This is a genomic window from Mesorhizobium sp. WSM4833, from assembly GCF_055811095.1.
On record NZ_JBVVQG010000002.1, the window covers coordinates 499475 to 520311 of the forward strand.

Here is a 20837-nt window from a genome sequence, read left to right on the forward strand (position 1 = left end):
CCGGGGAGGCCCATGGCGATACGCGATGTTCTGATGCGCGGGGATCTTGCGCTGACGCCGTCGGAGGAGAAGATCGTCCGACTGCTGTTGACGGACTATCCGACCTCCGGCCTCGGCACCGCCTCATCGCTCGCCCGGCGCGCTGGCGTCAGCGATCCAACCGTGGTGCGGCTGGTGATGAAGCTCGGCTATGAAGGGTTTCCGGATTTCCAGGCGAGGCTTCTGGCCGAAGTCGAGGCAAGACTGCACTCGCCGCTGCTGATGATGGAGGCCAAGCGGCAGAGCGGTTCCAACGACAGCGCCGTGCTGGCCTATCTCGATAGCGTCACCACGGCCTTGCAGAAAGCCACCGCCGCGACACCCGTCCAGACTTACGAGCGGGCGGCCCGCTTGCTGATGGAGGCCAAGGGCGAGATCGTGATGGTTGGCGGCCGGTTCAGCCGCCACATCGCCGGCATGCTGGCCGGCTATCTCGTGCAGTTCCGCTCCGGGGTTCGCGATCTCGGCGTGCTCTCTCCGCAGATCTTCGACACGCTGGCCGACCTCGGCCGGCGCGACGTGCTCGTCGTCTTCGACTACCGCCGCTACCAACTCGATGTGATGGCCTATGCAAAACAAGCGGCGGCGCTCGATGTGCGCATCCTCCTGTTCACCGACCAATGGCTGTCGCCGATATCAGATCTCGCCGAAGTCACCATCGTCAGCCCGCTCGAAGTCGCCTCACCTTACGACACGCTGGCGCCGGCGATCGCACAGATGGAAGCGTTGGTCGCCCATATCGTTTCGACGCTGGGCGACGAGGCCCGCGCCCGCATCGAGCGACTCGAAAAGGTGCGGCATGCCAATGCCGTGACGCTCGACAGCGAACCGCAAGAGAACGGCGCGCGCAAGACACCCGGCCCCCGCAAGACACCGGGACCCAAATCAGCAAAGCAGGACGACAAAGCATGACCCAGGCCCTACCCAAACGAGACGAAGCCTTCCGTGCCGGCGAAACGGCACTGCTGCTCGTCGACATGCAGCGCATCTGGCTGGAGCCGGGCGCCGATCCGTCGCATCCGGAACGTGGCCCCGATCATTATTTTTACCGGCAGACATCCTCGCAGACGATCCCCAACCAGGAGCGCCTGCTGGCGGCGGCGCGGGCCAATGGCGTCGAGGTGCTGCACACCATCATTCAGAGCCTGACCGAAGACGGCCGTGAGCGCTCGCTCGACCACAAGCTGACACCGATCCATGTTGCGCCCAGTCTCCCCGAAGGACTGCCGGTGGCATCGCTGGCGCCGGTTGGCGACGAGATCATGCTGCCGAAGACGTCGTCGGGCATCTTCAATTCGACCAATGTCGACTATCTCCTCAAGAACCTCGGCATCCGCTATCTCGTCGTGGTCGGCGTGCTGACCGATCAATGCGTCGACATGGCGGTGCGCGACGGCGCCGACCGCGGCTATCTTGTCACCTGCGTATCGGATGCCTGCGCCACCATCACCCAGGAACGCCACGACATCGCGCTCAAGGCCTTCGGCGGCTACTGCTGGGTGGCTGACACCGACACGGTCGTCGACCGCTTCAACGCTTTGGGAAAACCGGCATGACGTCGACTGTCGAGCCTCTGGTTGCCGTCGTCACCACGGATCTCTCCGCCGTCACGCGGGGCCGTTTCGTTGCCGAAAGCAAGTTGCAGAAGACCGCCACGACCGGCGTCGGTTGGCTGCAGGCCAATCTGTCGCTGACACCGTTCAACTCGATCGTCGATCCCAACCCCTGGGGCTCGTCGGGCGACCTGCGGCTGATCCCCGATCTCGAAGCGCGCTTTCGCACGACACGCACCGGATCGGCAACGCCATTCGATATGGTCGCCGGCGACATCGTCGAGCTCGACGGCAGCCCATGGCTCGGCTGCACCCGCACGATGCTCAAAGACGCGCTGGCCGATTTGAAAGCCGCAACCGGCCTGTCGGTCATCGCCGCTTTCGAGCACGAATTCAACGTTGCCGACGGCGGCTTCCCACCGGCGCATTCAATGTCTTTCGCCGCACTGCGCCGCGCCGACCCTTTCGCGCCCAATCTGATGGCGGCGCTCGAGGAAGCCGGCGTCGCGCCCGAGGTGGTCATCGCCGAATTCGGCGACGAGCAGTTCGAGGTGACGCACGAGCCGGCGGACGCGCTGACGGCGGCCGACCGCGCCGTCGCCATCCGCGAAATCACGCGCGAGTTGGCGCGCAATGCCGGCTGGCGTGCGAGCTTCGCCCCCAAGACAGCGCCAACCGCCGTCGGCAACGGCGTCCACATCCATTTCAGCTTCGTCGACGAGGCCGGCAAGCCGATGACTTACGATCCGGCACTGGCGGGCGGCCTTTCCGCCAAAGCGGGCGCCTTCTGTGCCGGCGTGCTGCGCCATCTGCCTGGGATGACCGCCATGACGGCGTCGAGCGTGTCGTCCTTCTACCGGCTGAAGCCGCACAGCTGGAGTTCTTCCTACACCTGGCTTGCCGACCGCGACCGCGAGGCGTCGCTGCGCATCTGCCCGACGGTGACGATCGGCGGACGGGATCCGGCGCGGCAATACAACATCGAATACCGGGCCGCCGACGCCACCGGCAATCCCTATCTGTCGCTGGCGGCGATCATCCGCGCCGGGCTGGAGGGGCTGGAGGCGGGCCTGCCGTCGCCACCTTTGGTCACCGGCGACCCGACACTGATGAGCGAGGCGGAGCGGGCAAGTCTTGGTCTGGTGCGCCTGCCCGAAACCCTGCCCGCGGCACTGGACGCGCTGCTGGCCGACGGCACCGTGACGGGATGGTTCGCGCCCGTCTTCATCGAAACCTTCGTCGGCCTCAAGCGACATGAAGCCGAGCGTCTTGCCGGTCTCGATCCGGCCTCCATCTGCGATCTCTACCGGACGCTCTATTGATGACCGCAGTGACAAAAAAAGATTGGCCCGAGGCCGTCGAGGCCCTCAACGAGCACGGCCGTTCCGATATCGTGCTGTTGTGCGAGCATGCGTCCAACCACATGCCGGTCGAGTATCTACAGCTTGGCCTCGATGCCCACCATCTGCAGCGCCACATCGCCTGGGATATCGGCGCCGCCGAAGTGACCCGCCTGCTGTCGTCGAAGCTCGATGCTCCGGCCTTCCTCAGCGGCTATTCGCGGCTGCTGATCGACCTCAACCGGCCACTGGGCACGCCAGGCAGCATTCCGGTACTGTCGGAAGACACCGACATTCCCGGGAATGTCGGCATCGATGCGGCGGAGCGGACCCGGCGCGCCGAGATCATCTTTTCGCCGTTCCATGACCGGGTGACCGCTTATCTCGACCGCCGGGCACAAGCAGGCCGGCAGACGCGGATCGTGACGATCCATTCTTTCACGCCGGTCTTCCTCGGCGTCAGCAGGCCCTGGCATGCCGGCGTGCTGCATGACCAAGCAAGAGGTCTCGCCGAAGCGATCCTTTCGGGCCTGCGCACCGATGCGGCGCTCAATGTCGCGGCCAACGTGCCCTATGTGATCAGCCGCGACGCCGACTACGCCGTGCCCATCCATGGCGACGATCGCGGCATCGCCGCCGTCCTCGTCGAGATCCGGCAGGATCTTTTGTCGACACGGTCCGGCATCGAGGAATGGGCGGACCGGCTGGCGGCGGCACTGCCGGCACTCGAGACAGAAACCGTGCCGTGAGCAATCCAAGCCTGCGCGAGCGCGACGCCGCGACCATCGCCCAGATCGGCAAGTTGCGTTTCTCGCCGCTCAGCGTCATCGGCAGCCGGGGCAACCGGCTGATCGGCGGCTGCTGGCAATCACGCCCCGCGGCCACGGCTGCGGCAGAAATTACCCAAGCAGCCCCGCCTGATCGTTGCGCGGCATTTATTCCGCGATACGCACGATGAGCTTGCCGAAATTCTTGCCATCGAGAAGGCCTAGAAAGGCCTGTGGTGCATTTTCGATGCCATCGACGATATCTTCCCTGTAGCGGACGCGGCCGGACGATATCCATTCGGCCATCTCACGATAGAAGGCCGGGCGCTGGTCGACAAATTCACGCTGGATAAACCCCCTGATCGTCAGGCTGCGGTGCAGCACTTGCTGCATCAATACCGGCAACCGGTCGACGCCGGCATCCGCGATGACGTTGTACTGCGCGATCAGCCCGCAGACCGGCACACGCGCAAATTCGTTCAGCAGCGGAAACACCGCGTCCCAGACAGGACCACCGACATTCTCGAAATAGATGTCGATGCCACCGGGGCAGGCTGCCTTCAACTGCTCGGCAAAATCATCGGCACGGTGATCGACGACCGCATCGAAGCCGAGTTCGTCTCGCACGAAGGCGCACTTGTCGGCACCGCCGGCAATGCCGACGGCACGCGCGCCCTTGATGCGCGCGATCTGGCCAACGGCCGACCCGACCGCGCCGCTGGCGGCCGCCACGACGACCGTCTCGCCAGGCTTCGGCTGCCCGATGGTGAGCAGACCGGCATAGGCCGTGAAGCCCGGCATGCCGAGCACGCCAAGCGCCGTCGTGATGGGTGCCGCAGCGGGATCCAGCTTGCGCAGCCCCACACCGTCGGACAAGGCAAAACTCTGCCAGCCGGAATGGGACAACACGATATCCCCTTCGGTAAATTCCGGGTGGCGAGAGATCACGACGCGCGCAACGGTACCGCCTTCCATCACGCCGTCGACATCGACGGGCCTGGCATAGGATTTCGTAGCGTTCATGCGCCCGCGCATATAGGGATCGAGCGACAGATAGAGGATCTGCAGCAGCAGTTCGCCCTCTCCCGGCTGGACGACATCAACCGTCTCGATGCGGAAATCATCCGGCTTCGGCCGGCCTTGTGGCCGCGCCGCGAGCACGATGCGGGTGTTGGACTGGATCGACATCGAAAATCTCCCTGCGAAGAAGGCTCACCTCGAAAAACCGGTTGGGCGGACGCTTCAGGCCGAGATTCTCGCGCAGTGTCGACCCTTCATATTGCCGCCTGAAGATCCCTCGCCGTGCAATCCGGCACCACCTTCTCGGCAAAATCATCGAGCCCGGCGGGCAGGTATGGAAACATGATGTTGAACCCGTCGGAACCCTCGCCGATCAGCCATTCCTCCATCTCGTCGGCGATTGTTTCAGGCGTGCCGACAAAAGCAAGGCCGGAATAGCCGCCCAGCCTTTGCGCAAGCTGCCTGACGGTCAGGTTCTCCTCGCGTGCCAGTTCGATGACGCGCTCGCGGCCACTCTTCGAGGCATTGGTCTCGGGGATTTCGGGCAAGGGCGCGTCGGGATCAAAACCGGACGCGTCATGTCCGATGGCGATCGACAGCGAGGCGATGCCGCTCTCGTAGTAGACGAGACTGTCGAGCTTCGCCCGCCTGGCCTGCGCGTCCTCGACGCTGTCGCCGACAACGACAAAGGCGCCGGGCAGGATCTTGATGTCGTCACGCGACCGGCCAAGCCTTTCCGCACGGCCTTTGACGTCGGCGAAGAAGCGCTGCCCCGCCGCGAGATCGGCATGGGCGGCGAAAATGACCTCCGCTGTCTCCGCCGCCAGCTGGCGTCCTGCCTCCGAGGCGCCGGCCTGCACGATGACCGGCCAGCCCTGGATTGGCCGCGCGATGTTGAGTGGGCCGCGCACCGAGAGATGCTCACCCTTGTGGTCGAGCACATGCAGCCTGGCCGGGTCGAAATAGAACCCGCTTTCGGCGTCGCGGATGAAGGCATCGTCGGCAAAGCTGTCCCACAGGCCGGTGACGACATCGTAGAATTCCCGGGCCCGCCGGTAGCGCTCGTCATGCTCGACATGCTCGTCGAGGCCGAAATTGAGCGCCGCATCCGGATTGGACGTGGTGACGATGTTCCAGCCGGCGCGTCCGCCGCTGATATGGTCGAGCGAGGCGAAGCGGCGGGCAACATGATAGGGCGCGTCGAACGTCGTCGATGCGGTGGCGACCAGCCCGATATGGTCGGTGACGGCGGCGAGCGCCGACAAAAGCGTGAACGGCTCGAACGAGGTGACCGTGTGGCTGCGCCGCAGCGCCTCGATCGGCATGTTGAGAACGGCCAGATGGTCGGCCATGAAGAAGGCGTCGAACTTCGCCGCCTCCAAGGTCTGGGCGAAGCGCTTCAGATGCGCGAAATTGAAATTGGCGTCGGCATAGGCGCCCGGATAGCGCCAGGCGCCGGTATGCAGGCTGACGGGGCGCATGAAGGCGCCGAGGTGCAATTGTTTTTGTGTCATGAAAGTCGTTTCGACCGATCGATACAGTCGAGCACTAGCGCTCGAATCCTAAACTCAGGATCGGACGGTCCGCGCAACTCGGGAAGATATCCTGTTCCTCCACGCCGGCCTTTTGCAGCATAGGTTTTGCGCTGTCCGGACCAGGACAAAAAATGGCCGGGCTCGAATGCGGCCCGGCCAAAAGAAGGTTTGAACCTTCAGAGGGGAACACCGTCCAGCGGAATGGGAGGAAACCGCTAAACGATTTTACCTTTTTGCGCCTATCTCGAAGCCCTGGCGACGAATGGCATTCCAAAAAACATATGAAGCGGCGAAAATTCGTGCAGAGCTGAGCTCACGAGCCCGCCGCTCCGGCCTGGAGAAGATCGGCATAGTGGCGGCGTGCCACGTCGGGATGGGAACGCAGTCGGCTTTTGAGCACATTGGTGCCGACATCGCGGAACAACGGATTGTCCGGATCGCTTGCCGGCCCGCGCGCTTCGGCCGCCAATTCCTCGGGCAGGGTCAGAAGCGGTATGGTCGCGTCCAGCCGCGCACTGAAGAAGAAGGGAACGGAGATCCGCTCGACGCCGGCAGGCGGCGTCACGACGCGGTGAATGGTGGCACGCAAATACCCATTCGATGCCAGTTCGAGCAGTTCGCCAATGTTGACGACCAGCGTTCCAGGGAGCGGATCCACATTCACCCAGCTTCCGTCATATTCGACCTGCAGGCCCTTGTTGTCGTCCTGCAGCAGCAGGGTGAGGAAACCGCCATCCTTGTGCGCGCCGAAGCCCTGGTCGCCTTCGGTCGCGTCACGGCCGGGATAACGGACGATCTTCATGCGATGGTTGGGCGAGTCCCGATAGATCGCGTCGAAGGCGTCCTCGGGCTGATCGAGCGATAGTGCGAAGGCTTTCAGCAGCCGAATGGCCACCGCGGTCGCCTTGGCCTGCCATGCAAGCAGTGCCGGCTTGAGCTCCGGCAGTGCAGACGGCCACTGGTTCGGCCCCTGCAGCCGTGTCCACGGTGCAACTCCAGGTCCCTGCGCTATGGGCTGGCGCTCGACGCCGATGTCGAGTTGCTCACGCCAGTCGGCCGCGCCCTTGGTCAGTTCGCCGCCGGCGCGGGTGTAGCCGCGAAACTGCTGGGATTTGACCATTTCGATGGCCAGCTTGTCGGCCTCCGGCAACGCGAAGAACCGTCGCGAGGCATCGAGCACGTCGTCGATCTCCGGGGCGGAAATTCCGTGGCCGCTGAGATAGAAGAAGCCAACGTCCCGGGCTGCCGTACGCAGGTCCAGGAGAAAGGTACGATACTCGGACGCACCTTGTTCGAGGCGGCTCAGGTCAAGCACCGGCACAATTCTGGGCATGGTCAGCTTCCTTCTTTTCTCTGCCCTGGCTTAGGAGAAGTAGAAGCGACCACCGGCAAGAGCTTCGAGCATGAATGCATCTCAAAGTGACACGCAAGGCGTGCCGATCAAAGCAACAGGAAGTCCAATCCGGGCCGGATGGAAGAACGTCAGCGCTGCATATTATGACCTGTCGGCAAATAATTTCCCGACAAGTGCTTTACCCGCCATGCCTCTCGTGGACCGCACTTTCCAGTGCGACAGCGTATAAGTCGCAGCGGAAGCGCAATCGCGCGTGATCGTCTGTAAATCCCGCCAGCCGACCGGCAGGACGGCTTCAAGCCAGCTCGAACCGCTCGATGGCGCGCATGATGCCGCGCAGCTCGGCGAGGCCCTTCAGCCGGCCGATCAGCGAATAGCCGGGGTTGATCCTGGTCTTGCCGATGTCGTCGGCAAGCAGATGGCCATGGTCTGGTCGCATCGGAATGCGCCAGTCGGCACGGCCTTCCCTGCGACGGCGCGCCTCTTCCTGCATCAGAGCGAGGATAACATGCGCCATGTCGGTGCCGCCTTCGAGATGCTCGGCTTCGTAGAACGAGCCGTCATCCTCGATGGTGATGTTGCGGAGGTGGACAAAGTGGATGCGGTCGGCGAATTCCTTGACCATGGCGACGATGTCATTGTCGGCGCGCGTGCCATAAGAGCCGGTGCAGAACGTCAGGCCGTTGGCGGGGCTGTCGACGGCGTTAAGGATGAAACGCGCATCCTCGGCTGTCGAAACGATGCGTGGCAAGCCATAGAGCGAGAAGGGCGGGTCGTCGGGATGGATGCACATGCGCACCCCCTCCTCTTCGGCCACCGGAATGATCTCGCGCAGGAACCAGGCAAGGTTTTGGCGCAGCTCCTTTGGTCCGATCGCATCGTAGTCCGCCAGGGCCTCGCGAAAACTGTCCCTGTCATAGCTGCGCTCGGTCGCCGGCAGGCCGGCGATCAGGTTGCGTTCGATCCTGTCGATCGCTTCGCTGCTCAATTCCTTCAGCCGCGCTTCCGCTTCGGCGATACGGGCAGCGGTATAGCCGGCTTCGGCATTGACGCGCTTCAGCACGAACAGGTCGTAGGCCGCGAAATCGATGGCGTCGAAACGCAGCGCATAGCCCGTCGTCGGCAGCCGATAGGCGAGATCCGTGCGGGTCCAGTCGACCACCGGCATGAAATTGTAGCAGACCGTCGCAATGCCGGCCTTGGCGAGCGCGCGGATTGAGTCGCGATAGTAGCCGGCGTAGCGCTCGCGTTCCGGCGCGCCGATCTTGAAGGAGTTGTGGACCGGAATGCTCTCGACCACCGACCATGTCAGGCCGGCGGCCTCGATGACACGCTTGCGCTCCAGAATGCTCTCGAGCGGCCAGGCGCGCCCGTCATAGATATCATGCAAGGCGCTCACCACGCCGGTCGCACCGGCCTGCCTGACATGATCGAGCGTTACCGGGTCGTTTGGTCCATACCAGCGCCAGCACTGTTCCATTGCCGCTTCCTTCTGCGAGAGGATGGCAACCTATTGTTGGACCACAATGGGTGTCAAACTAGGAACCGGTTTCGGACAGCGAATGAAGGAGTTTTCCCAATGAAGGATTTCGACGGCAAGGTTGCCTTGGTGACGGGGACGACCGGGATTGGCCTCGCAACCGCCAGACGCCTCGCTGCAGGGGGCGCTGCGATCGTCGCCTGCGGCATCGACCGCGCGGCCAACGCTCTACTGAAAGCGGAGCTGGAAAGCTCCGCAGCCGGGGCGCTGGTCATAGGCGCCGACGTCTCCGTGCCCGATCAGGTTCGCGACGCGGTCGCGGCCGGCGTGGAGCGGTTCGGCGGCCTCGATATCGTCGTCAATTCGGCGGCGGTGCATCCGTACGGAACCGCCGTCAGCACCGATTTCGAGACCTGGAACAAGGCGATGGCGGTCAATGTCGGGTCGATCTATCTGACCGCGCATTTCGGCATCCCGGAAATGGTCCGCAGGGGCGGCGGCGCCATCGTCAACGTCGCTTCGGTGCAGGGCTTTGCCTGCCAGCAAAACGTCGCCGCCTATGCCACCACCAAGGGCGCCATCCACACGCTGACGCGTGCCCTGGCCCTGGACCATGCGCGCTCCGGCATCCGCGTCAATTCCGTCAGCCCCGGCTCGATCCGCACTCCGATCCTGGAGAAGGCCGCCCGCGGCGAGAACGGCACGGACGCCGATGTCGAGGCCGCCTACAAGCGCTTCGGCGAAGCGCACCCCATCGGGCGCATCGGCGAGCCGGAGGAGGTGGCCGAACTTATCGCTTTCCTGTGTTCGTCGAAGGCCGGCTTCTGCACTGGCGCGGACTACAAGATCGATGGCGGCCTGACCGCCGGCATCGGCGTGAAGTAGATCGCGAATGGGGCCTGGCCTTTAGCGGGAGCGGCCGGCATCCGACAATTGGTTTGCCGAATTCTTGCAGATCAATGCTCAAGCAAATCGAACACCGCACGGGCCACGCCGAACACGAAAGGGGGCGGTGCGATCGATGAAATAATAGGCATTCTTGCCGATTGACAAAAACATCAACAGGCGACCAAGATCATATGACCATCAACAATATTGGTCCCGAGGTTGCCCCTCGGCATTGGCGTAAAGGAGAGCCAGATGCCCCTTCAGCAGAGAGTGACCCATCGTCCGAAACAACGTCCCGCCGCTCCCATCCTTGCCGCCGCACTGCTAGGCCTCGGCCTGATTACAGTGCCCGGCATCGGCCACGCCGAAGGGATCACGCTCAAGATTTTCGGCGGCTCGGCGCTCGACGAACTCGCGCCGCGTCAGCCGCCGGACGAGCAGAAGAAAATCCAGCAGCAGGTTATCGACGGCTTCCTCAAGGCCAACCCCGACGTCGCCGCGATCGAGTGGGATGCCCAGGGGCCACAAACCGATTCCATTCAGCGCGTGATGACCGCAAAACTTGCAAATCAGGAAATGGATCTGATCGCCTGCCCGGCCTTCTACACCAATGGTGCCTATGTCAGGCGCAAACTGGTGATGCCGATTACCGACAAGATCAAGCCGTTCCAGGACAGGATCGACGCCGCTGCACTTGGCGCCTTCACGGTCAACGGGCAAGTCTATGGCGTGCCGATCTCGACGCTGTCGACATCGACGATCTTCTACAATGTCGATCTCTTTCAGAAGCTCGCCATTCCTGTCCCGCCAACCTATGACGACCTGAAGGCAGCCGTGCCGAAGTTCAAGACCGCGGGCGTGATCCCTCTGCTGCATCAGGGCTCGAACACCGTGATGTGGCCGATGTGGTACTTCGAGACCTTTTCGCAGGCATCGGGCGACCCGGTCGGCAAGACGCAGAAGAACCTCGAGGGCACGGCGAAGTTCACCGACGCGCCCGATGTCGAGGGGTTCAAGCTGATCAAGCAATGGGTCGATGATGGCATCCTTTCCAAGGATTCGCTTTCCGTCGACCAGGACGGCATGCGTGCGGCCTTCGCCGCCGGCAAGAGCGCCATGTATTATGGCGGCACCTGGGAAATCCCGTCGCTCCAGTCGAGCGTCAAGGACTTCAAATGGGGCGTCTTCGCCTTTCCGAAAATGGACGGAACGCCGGGCGCGCCTGGCCATGGCGGCGGTGCCGACAACGGCATGTGCGTCGCCTCCTCGATCCCGCCCGAGAAGCTCGATGCCGCGGTCAAATTCATCGAATATCTGACACGGCCTGAAGTCGCGACGCTCTACCTCGCGCCGGAACAGCCGATCGCGGCCTCGATCAAGGGCGTGGCGCAGGTCGACGATGCCTATGCCGTCGAACTGCGCAAGCAGGCCTTCCCGAACACGATCAAGTTCCTCGACTGGATTTGGCCCTCGGAGGTCGCGAGCGCCACGGCTTCGGCAATCGCCGGCATCGTCGGCGGCACCACGACGCCCGAAGACGCCGCCGCATCGATCCAGACCATCTTCGACGACCTCAAGGCCCAGGGCAGCTGGCCGCCCAAATGAGGCCCTGAAGTAGCGCCTGCAAGCGAGCGCCCATCCAGCCGGGCTGATGCGCCAGGAAAGAAGAACAGAGGCTGCCTGCTTCGGGCAGCCTCGCCCATCGGAGAGAACACATGACGACACATCGCGCCGAACGGCAGCGCTTCTCGATCGGTTATCATCTGAACAGCTGGGACCTGACCGGCCTTCCGCTCCGGCCAGCCATCAAGTTTCTCGCCGACCAGGGCTTCGGCTGGTTCGAGATCCTCGCCTTCACCAGCCTGTCGGACCAGTACGCCCGCAAATACATGCAGCTCGGCAATCAGGCGCCGATGGGGGTGACCACCGACACCGACATCTTGCGGCGCTATGCGCTGCTGTCGGAAGGCCAGAGCGAATATGGCATCAAGCTCTCCTCCTTCTACGTCAATGCGATCTTCACCAACCCCGTCGCCTGGCCTTATGAGCGTGACGTGCTCGTCGCGCTGACCAGGATGTTGAAGGGCTTTGGCTCACCGGTGCTGGTTCTCGGCGGCGGTCCCTCGGAAGCCGCTGCCGGGGCGCACACGGCCGACGACTACCGCGCCTTCTGCCGGGCGCTCGAGGATATCGGCAGGCGGACGAAGGACCTTGGCATCGAGACGGTCTATCACCCGCACCTCGACACCTTCATCGAGCGCCGCGACCAGCTCGATCGCATGATGGATGAATTGGATACCAACCTCGCCGGCCTGTGCATCGATCCGGCGCATCTCGCCCACACCAATTCCGATCCGGTCGACGCGGTCAAGACCTACATTTCGGCTGTGCGCTATATGCATTTCAAGGACACCAGGGTCGATCCGGCGCTGAAGGGCTATGACCGCTATGGCGCCTTTTGCGAGCTCGGCGCCGGGGTCGTCGATCTTGCCGGCATCGCCGACGCCCTGCTGGAGGCAAACTACGATGGCCTCGCCATCATCGAGCTGGATGCGTCCAAGAAGACAGCAGAGCAAAGCACGCTCGAGAGCATCGCCTATATCAGGGACACGCTCGGGCTGGTGCTGACCCCGCAAGGCGCGAAGGCCACATGAGCACGCGACCGCAAGAGGCGGCTCCTGTTTCGAGCCGATCCGGCACCTGGCGCTTCGACGCCGGGGACGGGGCTACGGCCTTCGTCATGATCCTGCCCGCCGCGATCCTCTTCGGTCTTTTCTACCTCTGGCCGTTCGTCAACGGCTTCTGGCTCAGCCTGCACAATTGGGACGGGTTTTCCGACCCGACATGGGCGGGCTTTTCCAACTACATGCGGCTGGCGCATGATCGCACCTTCCTCGGCGCGCTGCGCAACAATTTGATTTTCGTCGTTGCCGTCGTGGTCCTGAAAAACGCGCTCGGCCTCGGGCTGGCGCTGCTTCTGAACCGGGCGCTGCTTGGCCGCGCCTTCTTTCGCGCCGCCGCCTTCATCCCGGTGACGATGTCCTTCGTCGCCGTCGGCCTGCTCTGGTCCTGGATCTACAATCCCGTCTTCGGCCTGCTCAACAGCGGGCTCGATCTCATCGGCCTCGCCGGGCTGAAACGATCATGGCTCGGCGACGCCGACATCGCGCTCTACTCGATCATCGTCGTCGATGTCTGGAAATGGCTCGGCTTCCATGCCGTCATCTATCTGGCCGGGCTGCAGACGATCCCCTCGGAGCTTTATGAATCGGCGAAGATGGACGGCGCCGGCCCCTTGCAGCGCTTCCGGCACGTCACCGTTCCGATGATGATGCCGATCATCTTCATCAACACCATCCTCGGCCTTTCCGGCGCCTTCGTGCGCAATTTCGACATCGTCTATGTCTTGACCAAGGGCGGCCCGAACCACGCCACCGAAGTGGTGCTCACCTACATGATGAGCAAGGCCTTCCAGGACGGCGCCATGAGCTACGCCGCTGCGATCGGCTACGTTCTCTTCATGATCGTCGGGCTGGCCAGCGTCGGCCTGCTGGCCCTGATGCGGCGGCAAAGGCTCGACGTCTGATGAGAGCCGCCAACCTTTCGCTGAACGATGGCGCCGCCGGCTCTCGCCGTCGCGGGCTCATGCAGCGCCTCGGCATGCGCGGCATCCTCGAACTTGGCGGCATCTATGCCGCGCTCATTCTCGTGCTCTTCGAGACTCTTTATCCGCTGCTTTGGGTGCTGTTCGGTTCGCTCAAGACCAAGCAGGAAATGCTCAGCAATGTCTGGGGTCCGCCATCGAGCCTGGTGCTGCAGAACTATGCCGATGCCTGGCGGATCGCCGGCATGGGATCGCGCATCGTCAACAGCATCTTCGTCACCGGCTCGGCATTGATCATCCTGGTGGCCGTCGCGACGCCGTGCGCCTATGCGGTGGCGCGTCTTCGTTTCCCCGGACGCGGTCTTGTGGTCGCAGTCGCGGTTGCGGCCATGCTGGTGCCGCCGCAGGTGATGGCCATTCCGCTGTTCCTGGTGGCGCGCGATCTTGGCCTGATAAACAGCCGGCTCGGCATTGCCTTCATCTATGCCGCGACCTCGCTGCCGCTTTCGGTCTTCATTCTGCGCAGCTTCTTCATCACGTTGCCGGCCGACCTCGAAGATGCCGCGCGCATCGATGGCGCCAGCCGGCTCGAGATCCTGATCCACATCATGCTGCCCCTGGTGCGGCCGGGCGTGGCGCTGATCCTCATCTTCGGCTTCATCGAGATCTGGAACGATTTCTTCCTGGCCTTCCTGCTGTTGCGCGACCCTTTGGTGCAGACCATCCCGCTTGGGCTGGTCAGCTTCTTCCAGCAATACGACTCGCTCTGGACGCTCTATTTCGCCGCGTTGACGATCACGACACTGCCGGTGATCGTCGTCTTCGTCGCCATGCAACGGCAGTTCATCGCCGGCCTGACAGCCGGCGCCGTGAAGGGTTGACATGCAGGATCGCGTTATTGGCGTCGGCGTCATCGGCTGCGGCGAGATCGCCCAGCTGATGCACTTGCCTTATCTCATGGAGTTGCCGGCGTTTCGCATCGCCGCCTTGTGCGACATCTCTCCCGGCACGGTCGACAAGGTCGCGGAACATTATGGCGTCACTGCCAGATATACGGACCATCGCGCGCTGCTTGCCGATCCGAATGTCGATGCGGTCGTGATCTGCACCTACGATCATGGCGAGATGGTTGCCGATGCAATCCGCGCCGGCAAGCACCTGATCGTCGAGAAGCCGCTTGCCTTCACGCCCGAGGAGGCGCGCCCGCTGGTCGAGCAGGCCGAGCGGAGCGGCCTCGTCGCCCTTGTCGGCTACATGAAATTCTATGATCCCGGCTATGAGATCGGGCTGGAGCGCATCGCCGCCATCGGCCGGCCGAAATCGATCCATGTCCACGATTTCGCGGGCCGCTTCGACCGTTATGGCCAACTCTACACGCAGACCAGGGTCACCGACGTGCCGGCCGATGTGTTGGCGGCGGGACGCGAAACGGTCGCTCGGCGCATCGAGGCGGCGCTCGGTGTGGACCATGCCGGCTATCGCGATCTCTATCTTGTACTGCTCAGCCTCGCCAGCCATGACCTTGCCGTCATGCGCGGCGCTTTCGGCACGCCGGACTGCGTCGTGCATGCACAGCAGACCGGTCCCAACCAGCTGCTGGCCGTGCTCGATTATGGCGGCGTCCCTTGCCTCTTCGACATGGCACTTGCCCAGTATGAATGGTGGGACGAGTGGATCCACGTGCATGGCGAGCGCGACGAGGTGCGGATCGAATTCCAGAACCCCTATTTCCGCAATGCCTCGGCGACTGTCCGGCTACGTGAAACGACAGGCGAGGCTGCATCCGAACGCGTTTTGCCTGGCGTTCCGGATACGTCGTTCCGCCGCGAATGGCTGCATTTCGCTGATTGCATTCTTGCCGGCGTTAAGCCGCGCACGCCGCTTTCGGGCGGGCTCGCCGATCTCGATCTTGCCGTTCGGATCATCCAGGCAATGCCGCCGAAAAGACTTTAGCGAAATTTCGGAAACGCACCGCCATCAGGGGCGTTGGCCCAGCTCTGCAAGGTCTGGCCGCCGTCGATCAGCCAATCCACGCCCGTGACGTGCCTCGCCTCGTCGGAGGCGAGGAAAGCCACGGCGGCCGCGACATCGTCCGGCTGGCCGATGCGGCGCAATGGAATGCGGTCGGCGAAATGCTGGACGCTGCTCTTGAATTCGCCGTCACCGGAAGCCGGCACGCCAAGCGTCGTCTCGATCACGCCGGGGCAAATGGCATTGACGCGTATGCCGTAGGGCGCGGCATCGAGCGCCGCAACCCGCGTCAGGCCGACCACGCCGTGTTTGGAAGCGACATAGCCGGCACCGCCCGAAAGGACGTCCCAACCGGCCATGGATGAGCCCATGTTGACGATCGAGCCACCGGTCCCCGCCTTGATCATCGCCCGAAGCGATGCCTGCAGGACGAGGAAGATACCGCGCAGATTGATACGGATGGTCGTATCCCAGTCCTCGACCGGCAGGTCGTGAACGGGAGCGACGACGCCGGAAATGCCGGCATTGTTGAACGCCACGTCGAGGCCGCCGAACGTCTCGACGGTCGCCTCGACGGCGCGCCGCACATCCGCTTCATCGGTGACGTCGGCTTCGATGGCAATGGCGTTTTCACCCAGTGAGCGAGCCAGCTGCTGCGCCGCCGCGCCATTGCGATCGACAATGGCGACGCGCGCGCCTTCGTCAAGGAAACGCCGCACCGCCGCGCCGCCGATCGCGCCGGCGCCGCCAGTGACAAGGATCTTCTTCTGGTCGAATCGTTTCATCCCCCGGTCTCCGGCTTTGGATAGGAGCGCCATGAATATTGTGGTTCGAAGCCGATCGTTTCGCGCGCATGGACCGTGTCGAGCACGGTACCGAAACCGGCGATCGGCCGCGATAGAGCGACATCGGGATAGACCCGGCGCACGAGCGCTTCGGTTTCCTCTTCCATGAAGGTGTCGGCGGCGCTGAGCAGGACGCGCAGATGGCCGTCGCCTTGCCATTCAAGCGCCCGCAGGAAGCCCTGCCCGGCGTCGCGCGCGTCGAGATAGGCCCACAGGTCGCGGGCACTGTCGGCAGTGGCGCGGCGCGGCCCGACGCCCTCGAAAAATGAACCCGGCGTCTGGATCCACGGCATGCGGATACTGACCGCCGAAAAGGCGCCGCGGCGCACCGCCGCGTCGACGATTTCCTCGCCCAGCCATTTCGACAGGCCGTACGGATCCTGCGCGCCGACCGGGTGGTCCAGGTCGACCGGCAGATAGGGCGGTCGCACAGGTTTTTCGAAAAAGGGATAGCCGAAGACGCTGAAGGATGAGGCATAGATGAAGCGCCTGGCGCCGGCCATGGCGGCTGCCTCGACCACATTGTAGGCGGTCGCGATGTTGGTCTTGAACACCTCGCCGCCGGCCCGGCCGGTCGGCCGCGGAATGGCCGCGACATGCACAACGGCATCGCAATCGCGCACCAGCTGCAGTGTCGATCCCAGATCGGTCAAATCGGCGGTTGCGTGGCGCCATGCGACCTCACCCGGCACCACGGCGTCGACACCAAGCACATCGTGGCCGGCCGCAACCAGAGCCTCGGCCACATGGCGGCCAAGCAGGCCGCTGGCTCCGGTGACGATGGTTTTCATATCTCGGCCTCGGCTCCGCAATTCAGCGGCTTGAATATCATTGATGGTCATACAAATCGAGCACATGCCTGACAAGCGTTGTCAAGGCCATTTCGCGATGGGCAAATAGCGCATACGCTTGTCGGAGCGCGGTGCGCAAGGCCGACCAGCACGCTTTGCGTCGAACGGGATTGACTTGGCATCCACTAGGGTTTTTTGTATGAGCATCAACGATCGGTCAAAGGAGCTCGCCATGCCCGTGGACAGTTTTTCCTCACATCGGCACGATGATGCGGTGCGCCTCGATCCACGCCGTGCAGCCGTTATCGTCATCGATATGGTCAATGAGTTCTGCAAGCCCGGCGGGGCCATGGTCCTGCCTGGGTACGAGACGCTGGTCGCGCCGCAACTGGCCGTGATCGAGGCCGCGCGCGCCGCCGGCGTGCCGGTGATCTGGGTCCATGACAGCCACCGGCCGGGCATGCGACGCGAGCGCGAATGGCTGAAGCGCACACCGCATTGCCTGGATGGAAGCTGGGGGCCGGAGATCATCGAGGATCTCGGCGCCCGCGCTGATGAGATCCATGTCATCAAGCGGCGCTACTCGGCCTTCTTTCAAACCGACCTCGACCTGACGCTGAAAGACATGCAGGTCGACCAGTTGGTCATTTTCGGCGTGGTCACCAACATCTGCGTGCGCTCGACCGTCCATGACGCCTTTTTTCAGGGCTATGAGGTGGTGGTGCCAAGCGATTGCTGCGCAGCGACGGGACCGCGCGAGCAGGAAAGCTCGCTCTACGACATAGCGACCCATTTCGGCGTGGTCAGCGATTCGGCTGATGTCGTCGCAGCCCTCCGCGACGGGACGTCGCTTCAACCAGCGGAGGTCGCGGCTTGAGCTTTTCCAAACCGGCGACATCCGAGACAGCGGCGATAGGAGTCCGGTGTGACGACTGAAAAGAAACCGCAATCCGAAAAAGGCGCGACCTCGAAAACGCCGAGCGGCGATGCACCCCCGAGCCGCGAGCAAGTGCTGCAGCAATACGCCGAGACCGGCTATGAACTGGACCGTCACCCGGCGCACGTCATCCGCCGGGCGCATCAGCGCGCGACACTGCGCTTCCAGCAGGTCATGGCCGGCGAAGACCTTTCGCCAACGCAATTCGCGGCGCTCGCCACGATCCTCAAGCATGGCGAAGTCTCGCAGAACCATCTCGGCCGGTTGACGGCGATGGACCCGTCGACCATCAGCATCGTCATGCGTAAACTGCTCAAACACGGGCTGATCACGCGCAGCGCCTCCGAAACCGACCAACGCCTGACGATGATCGCGCTGACCAGCAAAGGGACCGACTATACGCTGGAGCGCCTCGAACGCAGCGTCGAGGTCGGGCGGCGGTTCCTGTCGCCGCTCTCCCCGGCTGAGCAGGCGACGCTGCTTCGCCTGCTCCAGCGCATCAATGACGACGACCCATCGAATGGCGACGGCGGCAAATAAGCCTCGTCCAGTCCTTTTTTCCATAACAGCAAAAGTGAGAACCGATGTCGTCCGACCTCCAGTCGTCTGCCAACACGCTCGTCGTCCGCAATATCGGTCTCATGCTGAGCGGCGATCTCGCACAACCGATCATCGACGCCGACACCATCGTCGTGAGCGATGGACGCATATCAGGCATTGGCAAGGCAGGCGACATTGATGGCGGCAGCGCGGCGACGATCATCGATGCGATGGGCTGTGCGGTCGCGCCGGGTCTTATCGACAACCACGCCCATCCGGTGGCCGGCGACTGGACGCCCCGGCAGAACCAGATCGGCTGGATGGATTCGACCGTGCATGGCGGCGTCACCACGATCATTTCGGCTGGCGAGGTCCACACACCGGGCCGACCGCGCGATCTTGTCGGGCTGAAGGCGTTGGCGATCGCGGCGCAGCGCACCTTCTCCAACTTCCGTCCGAACGGCATGAAGATCCTGGCCGGGGCACCGATCCTGGAACCCGGCCTTACCGAGGAAGACTTCCGCAGTCTCGCCGAGGCCGGCGTGACGCTTGTCGGCGAGGTCGGGCTTGGCGGCGTCAAGGATGGGCCGACCGGCCGGAAGATGATCGCCTGGGCGCGCAAATACGGCATGACCTCGATGACCCACACAGGCGGCCCGTCGCTGCCCGGCTCCGGCCGCATCGGCGCGGATGTCGTGCTGGAGGTCGACGCCGACATCGTCGCCCACGTCAATGGCGGGCCAACCGCCCTGCCCGACGCGGAAATACGGCAGATCTGCGAGAAGGGTTCGAGGGCGCTTGAAATCGTCCACAACGGCAATCTGCGCACCGGACTGTTCGTGCTCGACCTGGCAAGGCAGCGCGGCGAACTTTCGCGCGTCATCCTGGGCACCGACAGCCCGGCCGGATCCGGCGTGCAGCCGCTCGGTATCCTGCGGACCCTGACCATGCTGGCTTCGCTTGGCGGTATTGCGCCGGAAGTGGCGTTCTGTTTTGCCAGCGGCAACACGGTGCGCGTGCGCGGACTGGACGATCGCGGTTTGATCGAGGTCGGTCGCGCCGCCGACCTGATCTTCATGGATCAGGCGATCGGCGGCGCCGGCGACGGGCTGCTCGACAGCGTGGCGCTCGGCAATCTTCCAGGCATTGGAATGGTCGTCATCGACGGCGTGGTGCGGACCGGCCGGAGCCGCAACACCCCGCCGGCGATGCGGGTGCCGGAAATCGTCCCCAGTTGACGACGTTCAGGGTATGTTGAGGTTCAGGTCGCGACGAGCCGTTATATGCGCGAAGTTTTTGCTGCCTCGGCCAGCTCGGCCATCAGCTTGCTAGCGGAACGCAGTTTTTCTTTGCCCAAGCGACTGGACAGTTCCGCTTTAGCCAAGTTCCACAATGGGAGCGCATCGACGACAAGCTTGCGCCCAGATATCGTTAGGCCAATCTGCTTTCCCAAGCGGCCGCGTCCGCCCTTTGAATGAACCAAAAGTTGCCCTTCCAAGTTCTGAAGATTTCGGCTCAGGGTCGTCGGGTCGACTCCCGCGCTGTTCGCAAGATCGACGAGTGTCGTTCCCTCAACCGCTCCGATGCCCACGAGGAGGCTGAACTGCTCGGCCGTCAGCCCGAGCGGTTTGAAGCAGGCGTTGTAATAGCGCGTGACCGCACGCGCCGTCGCACGAGCCTGAAAGCCCGGACACTCCGCCGCGACGCCTTTCAACGTTTCCGGATCAAAACCGCTCACGTCCGCCCTCTAGACAATTTCATCCTCGGATAATAGTGTATATGCATTATTAGGAGAATTCCATGCCAGCGTACGTGCATATCAATCTGCGCATCATCGACGCCGCCAAACAGGCGGCTGTCGCTCCGCGCTTTCAAGCGGCTCTGCAAGAGGCCGGCGGGCGCATCTTACATTTCGGCCCTGTTGCGCAGGTTCTTGAGGGCGAGGACGCGCCGCTCCCGATGGCCGGCGTATTTGAATTTGCAACCCTCGCCCAAGCGCTGGCGTTCTACAATTCCGAGAGATACGCGCCGATCAAGGCCGAGCGTCGGGAAGCCCAAGAGGCACGGATGTTCATAGTCGAAACCGGCTAAGAACGCCCTCGTCGAGTTGCATCATTTCGGACGCCAAACAGAACTCATCCGACGGCTGGAAACTGAACTCCGGTTCTATTTC

General features: G+C 63.4%; 21 protein-coding genes and 1 pseudogene. 15 read left to right on the forward strand and 7 right to left on the reverse strand.

Features of this window, described 5'->3' with window-relative positions; translation table 11 throughout:
• Positions 1-12: 12 nt before the first annotated feature.
• Genes AC0L2D_RS05580 through AC0L2D_RS05600 form a run of 5 tightly spaced genes read left to right on the forward strand, consistent with a single transcriptional unit; the run spans position 13 to position 3890 of the window.
• A complete protein-coding gene (locus AC0L2D_RS05580) occupies positions 13-951 on the forward strand; it encodes a MurR/RpiR family transcriptional regulator (RefSeq protein WP_063172787.1) in 939 nt (312 codons plus the stop codon).
• Entirely contained in the window at positions 948-1595 is a 648-nt protein-coding gene (locus tag AC0L2D_RS05585; protein WP_013530318.1) for a cysteine hydrolase family protein, read from the forward strand. The genes AC0L2D_RS05580 and AC0L2D_RS05585 overlap by 4 nt, the downstream gene beginning before the upstream one ends.
• On the forward strand, positions 1592-2914 hold the full coding sequence (locus AC0L2D_RS05590; RefSeq protein ID WP_473540553.1) for a type I glutamate--ammonia ligase: 1323 nt from the start codon (positions 1592-1594) through the stop codon (positions 2912-2914). The genes AC0L2D_RS05585 and AC0L2D_RS05590 overlap by 4 nt, the downstream gene beginning before the upstream one ends.
• The gene (locus tag AC0L2D_RS05595) at positions 2914-3681 is read left to right on the forward strand and encodes an N-formylglutamate amidohydrolase (protein ID WP_473540554.1); all 768 of its coding nucleotides are present in this window, start codon (positions 2914-2916) and stop codon (positions 3679-3681) included. Before AC0L2D_RS05590 ends, AC0L2D_RS05595 begins: the two co-directional genes overlap by 1 nt.
• Positions 3678-3890 (forward strand): hypothetical protein, encoded by a 213-nt coding sequence (locus tag AC0L2D_RS05600; RefSeq protein WP_473540555.1) that lies wholly within the window; start codon positions 3678-3680, stop codon positions 3888-3890. Before AC0L2D_RS05595 ends, AC0L2D_RS05600 begins: the two co-directional genes overlap by 4 nt.
• Here the strand turns inward: AC0L2D_RS05600 and AC0L2D_RS05605 are convergent.
• The 4 genes and pseudogenes from AC0L2D_RS05605 to uxuA form a co-directional block, all read right to left on the reverse strand.
• Positions 3868-4887, reverse strand: coding sequence for an NADP-dependent oxidoreductase (locus tag AC0L2D_RS05605; RefSeq protein ID WP_024502301.1), 1020 nt, complete (start codon positions 4885-4887; stop codon positions 3868-3870). The genes AC0L2D_RS05600 and AC0L2D_RS05605 overlap by 23 nt on opposite strands.
• A 28-nt stretch (positions 4888-4915) precedes the next feature.
• Positions 4916-6233 (reverse strand): annotated as a pseudogene (locus AC0L2D_RS05610) (LLM class flavin-dependent oxidoreductase); the annotation flags it as partial.
• 334 nt (positions 6234-6567) lie between these two features.
• Positions 6568-7587 (reverse strand): isopenicillin N synthase family dioxygenase, encoded by a 1020-nt coding sequence (locus AC0L2D_RS05615; RefSeq protein ID WP_473540556.1) that lies wholly within the window; start codon positions 7585-7587, stop codon positions 6568-6570.
• A gap of 316 nt (positions 7588-7903) precedes the next feature.
• Positions 7904-9088, reverse strand: a complete 1185-nt coding sequence (gene uxuA, locus AC0L2D_RS05620) for a mannonate dehydratase (protein WP_013530312.1) — start codon at positions 9086-9088, stop codon at positions 7904-7906.
• A 99-nt stretch (positions 9089-9187) separates the two neighbouring features.
• Here uxuA and AC0L2D_RS05625 point away from each other — a divergent pair, with 99 nt between their 5' ends.
• The 6 genes from AC0L2D_RS05625 to AC0L2D_RS05650 all read left to right on the forward strand — a co-directional run bounded on the left by AC0L2D_RS05625 (position 9188) and on the right by AC0L2D_RS05650 (position 15533).
• On the forward strand, positions 9188-9973 hold the full coding sequence (locus AC0L2D_RS05625; protein WP_473540557.1) for an SDR family NAD(P)-dependent oxidoreductase: 786 nt from the start codon (positions 9188-9190) through the stop codon (positions 9971-9973).
• A gap of 255 nt (positions 9974-10228) precedes the next feature.
• Positions 10229-11581 (forward strand): extracellular solute-binding protein, encoded by a 1353-nt coding sequence (locus tag AC0L2D_RS05630; protein ID WP_473540558.1) that lies wholly within the window; start codon positions 10229-10231, stop codon positions 11579-11581.
• Positions 11582-11691: 110 nt separating this feature from the next.
• Positions 11692-12630 carry a sugar phosphate isomerase/epimerase family protein gene (locus AC0L2D_RS05635; protein WP_064994637.1) on the forward strand — a complete coding sequence of 313 codons (939 nt, stop codon included), beginning with the start codon at positions 11692-11694 and terminating at the stop codon, positions 12628-12630.
• Entirely contained in the window at positions 12627-13562 is a 936-nt protein-coding gene (locus tag AC0L2D_RS05640; RefSeq protein WP_473540559.1) for a carbohydrate ABC transporter permease, read from the forward strand. Before AC0L2D_RS05635 ends, AC0L2D_RS05640 begins: the two co-directional genes overlap by 4 nt.
• Complete coding sequence (locus AC0L2D_RS05645; protein WP_013530307.1) at positions 13562-14461, forward strand: carbohydrate ABC transporter permease; 900 nt, start codon at positions 13562-13564, stop codon at positions 14459-14461. The genes AC0L2D_RS05640 and AC0L2D_RS05645 overlap by 1 nt, the downstream gene beginning before the upstream one ends.
• Position 14462: 1 nt before the next feature.
• Positions 14463-15533: a Gfo/Idh/MocA family oxidoreductase gene (locus AC0L2D_RS05650; protein WP_013530306.1), complete on the forward strand. Its 1071-nt coding sequence runs from the start codon at positions 14463-14465 to the stop codon at positions 15531-15533.
• Here AC0L2D_RS05650 and AC0L2D_RS05655 read toward each other — a convergent pair.
• Together AC0L2D_RS05655 and AC0L2D_RS05660 are read right to left on the reverse strand one after the other, a co-directional pair.
• On the reverse strand, positions 15530-16336 hold the full coding sequence (locus AC0L2D_RS05655) for an SDR family NAD(P)-dependent oxidoreductase (protein WP_013530305.1): 807 nt from the start codon (positions 16334-16336) through the stop codon (positions 15530-15532). The genes AC0L2D_RS05650 and AC0L2D_RS05655 overlap by 4 nt on opposite strands.
• On the reverse strand, positions 16333-17187 hold the full coding sequence (locus AC0L2D_RS05660; protein WP_027162237.1) for an NAD-dependent epimerase/dehydratase family protein: 855 nt from the start codon (positions 17185-17187) through the stop codon (positions 16333-16335). Before AC0L2D_RS05660 ends, AC0L2D_RS05655 begins: the two co-directional genes overlap by 4 nt.
• Positions 17188-17419: 232 nt before the next feature.
• Between AC0L2D_RS05660 and AC0L2D_RS05665 the strand changes: the two genes are divergently transcribed.
• The 3 genes from AC0L2D_RS05665 to AC0L2D_RS05675 are packed head-to-tail and all read left to right on the forward strand — an operon-like array spanning position 17420 to position 19902.
• Positions 17420-18064 carry a cysteine hydrolase family protein gene (locus AC0L2D_RS05665; RefSeq protein ID WP_027162238.1) on the forward strand — a complete coding sequence of 215 codons (645 nt, stop codon included), beginning with the start codon at positions 17420-17422 and terminating at the stop codon, positions 18062-18064.
• 48 nt (positions 18065-18112) lie between these two features.
• Positions 18113-18664, forward strand: coding sequence for a MarR family winged helix-turn-helix transcriptional regulator (locus AC0L2D_RS05670; RefSeq protein WP_027162239.1), 552 nt, complete (start codon positions 18113-18115; stop codon positions 18662-18664).
• Positions 18665-18708: 44 nt separating this feature from the next.
• The gene (locus AC0L2D_RS05675; RefSeq protein ID WP_027162240.1) at positions 18709-19902 is read left to right on the forward strand and encodes an amidohydrolase family protein; all 1194 of its coding nucleotides are present in this window, start codon (positions 18709-18711) and stop codon (positions 19900-19902) included.
• 41 nt (positions 19903-19943) lie between these two features.
• Here the strand turns inward: AC0L2D_RS05675 and AC0L2D_RS05680 are convergent, their stop codons facing one another.
• A complete protein-coding gene (locus tag AC0L2D_RS05680) occupies positions 19944-20402 on the reverse strand; it encodes a MarR family winged helix-turn-helix transcriptional regulator (protein ID WP_027162241.1) in 459 nt (152 codons plus the stop codon).
• A 62-nt stretch (positions 20403-20464) separates the two neighbouring features.
• Here AC0L2D_RS05680 and AC0L2D_RS05685 point away from each other — a divergent pair, with 62 nt between their 5' ends.
• The gene (locus tag AC0L2D_RS05685) at positions 20465-20755 is read left to right on the forward strand and encodes a DUF1330 domain-containing protein (RefSeq protein ID WP_013530299.1); all 291 of its coding nucleotides are present in this window, start codon (positions 20465-20467) and stop codon (positions 20753-20755) included.
• Positions 20756-20837 lie beyond the last annotated feature (82 nt).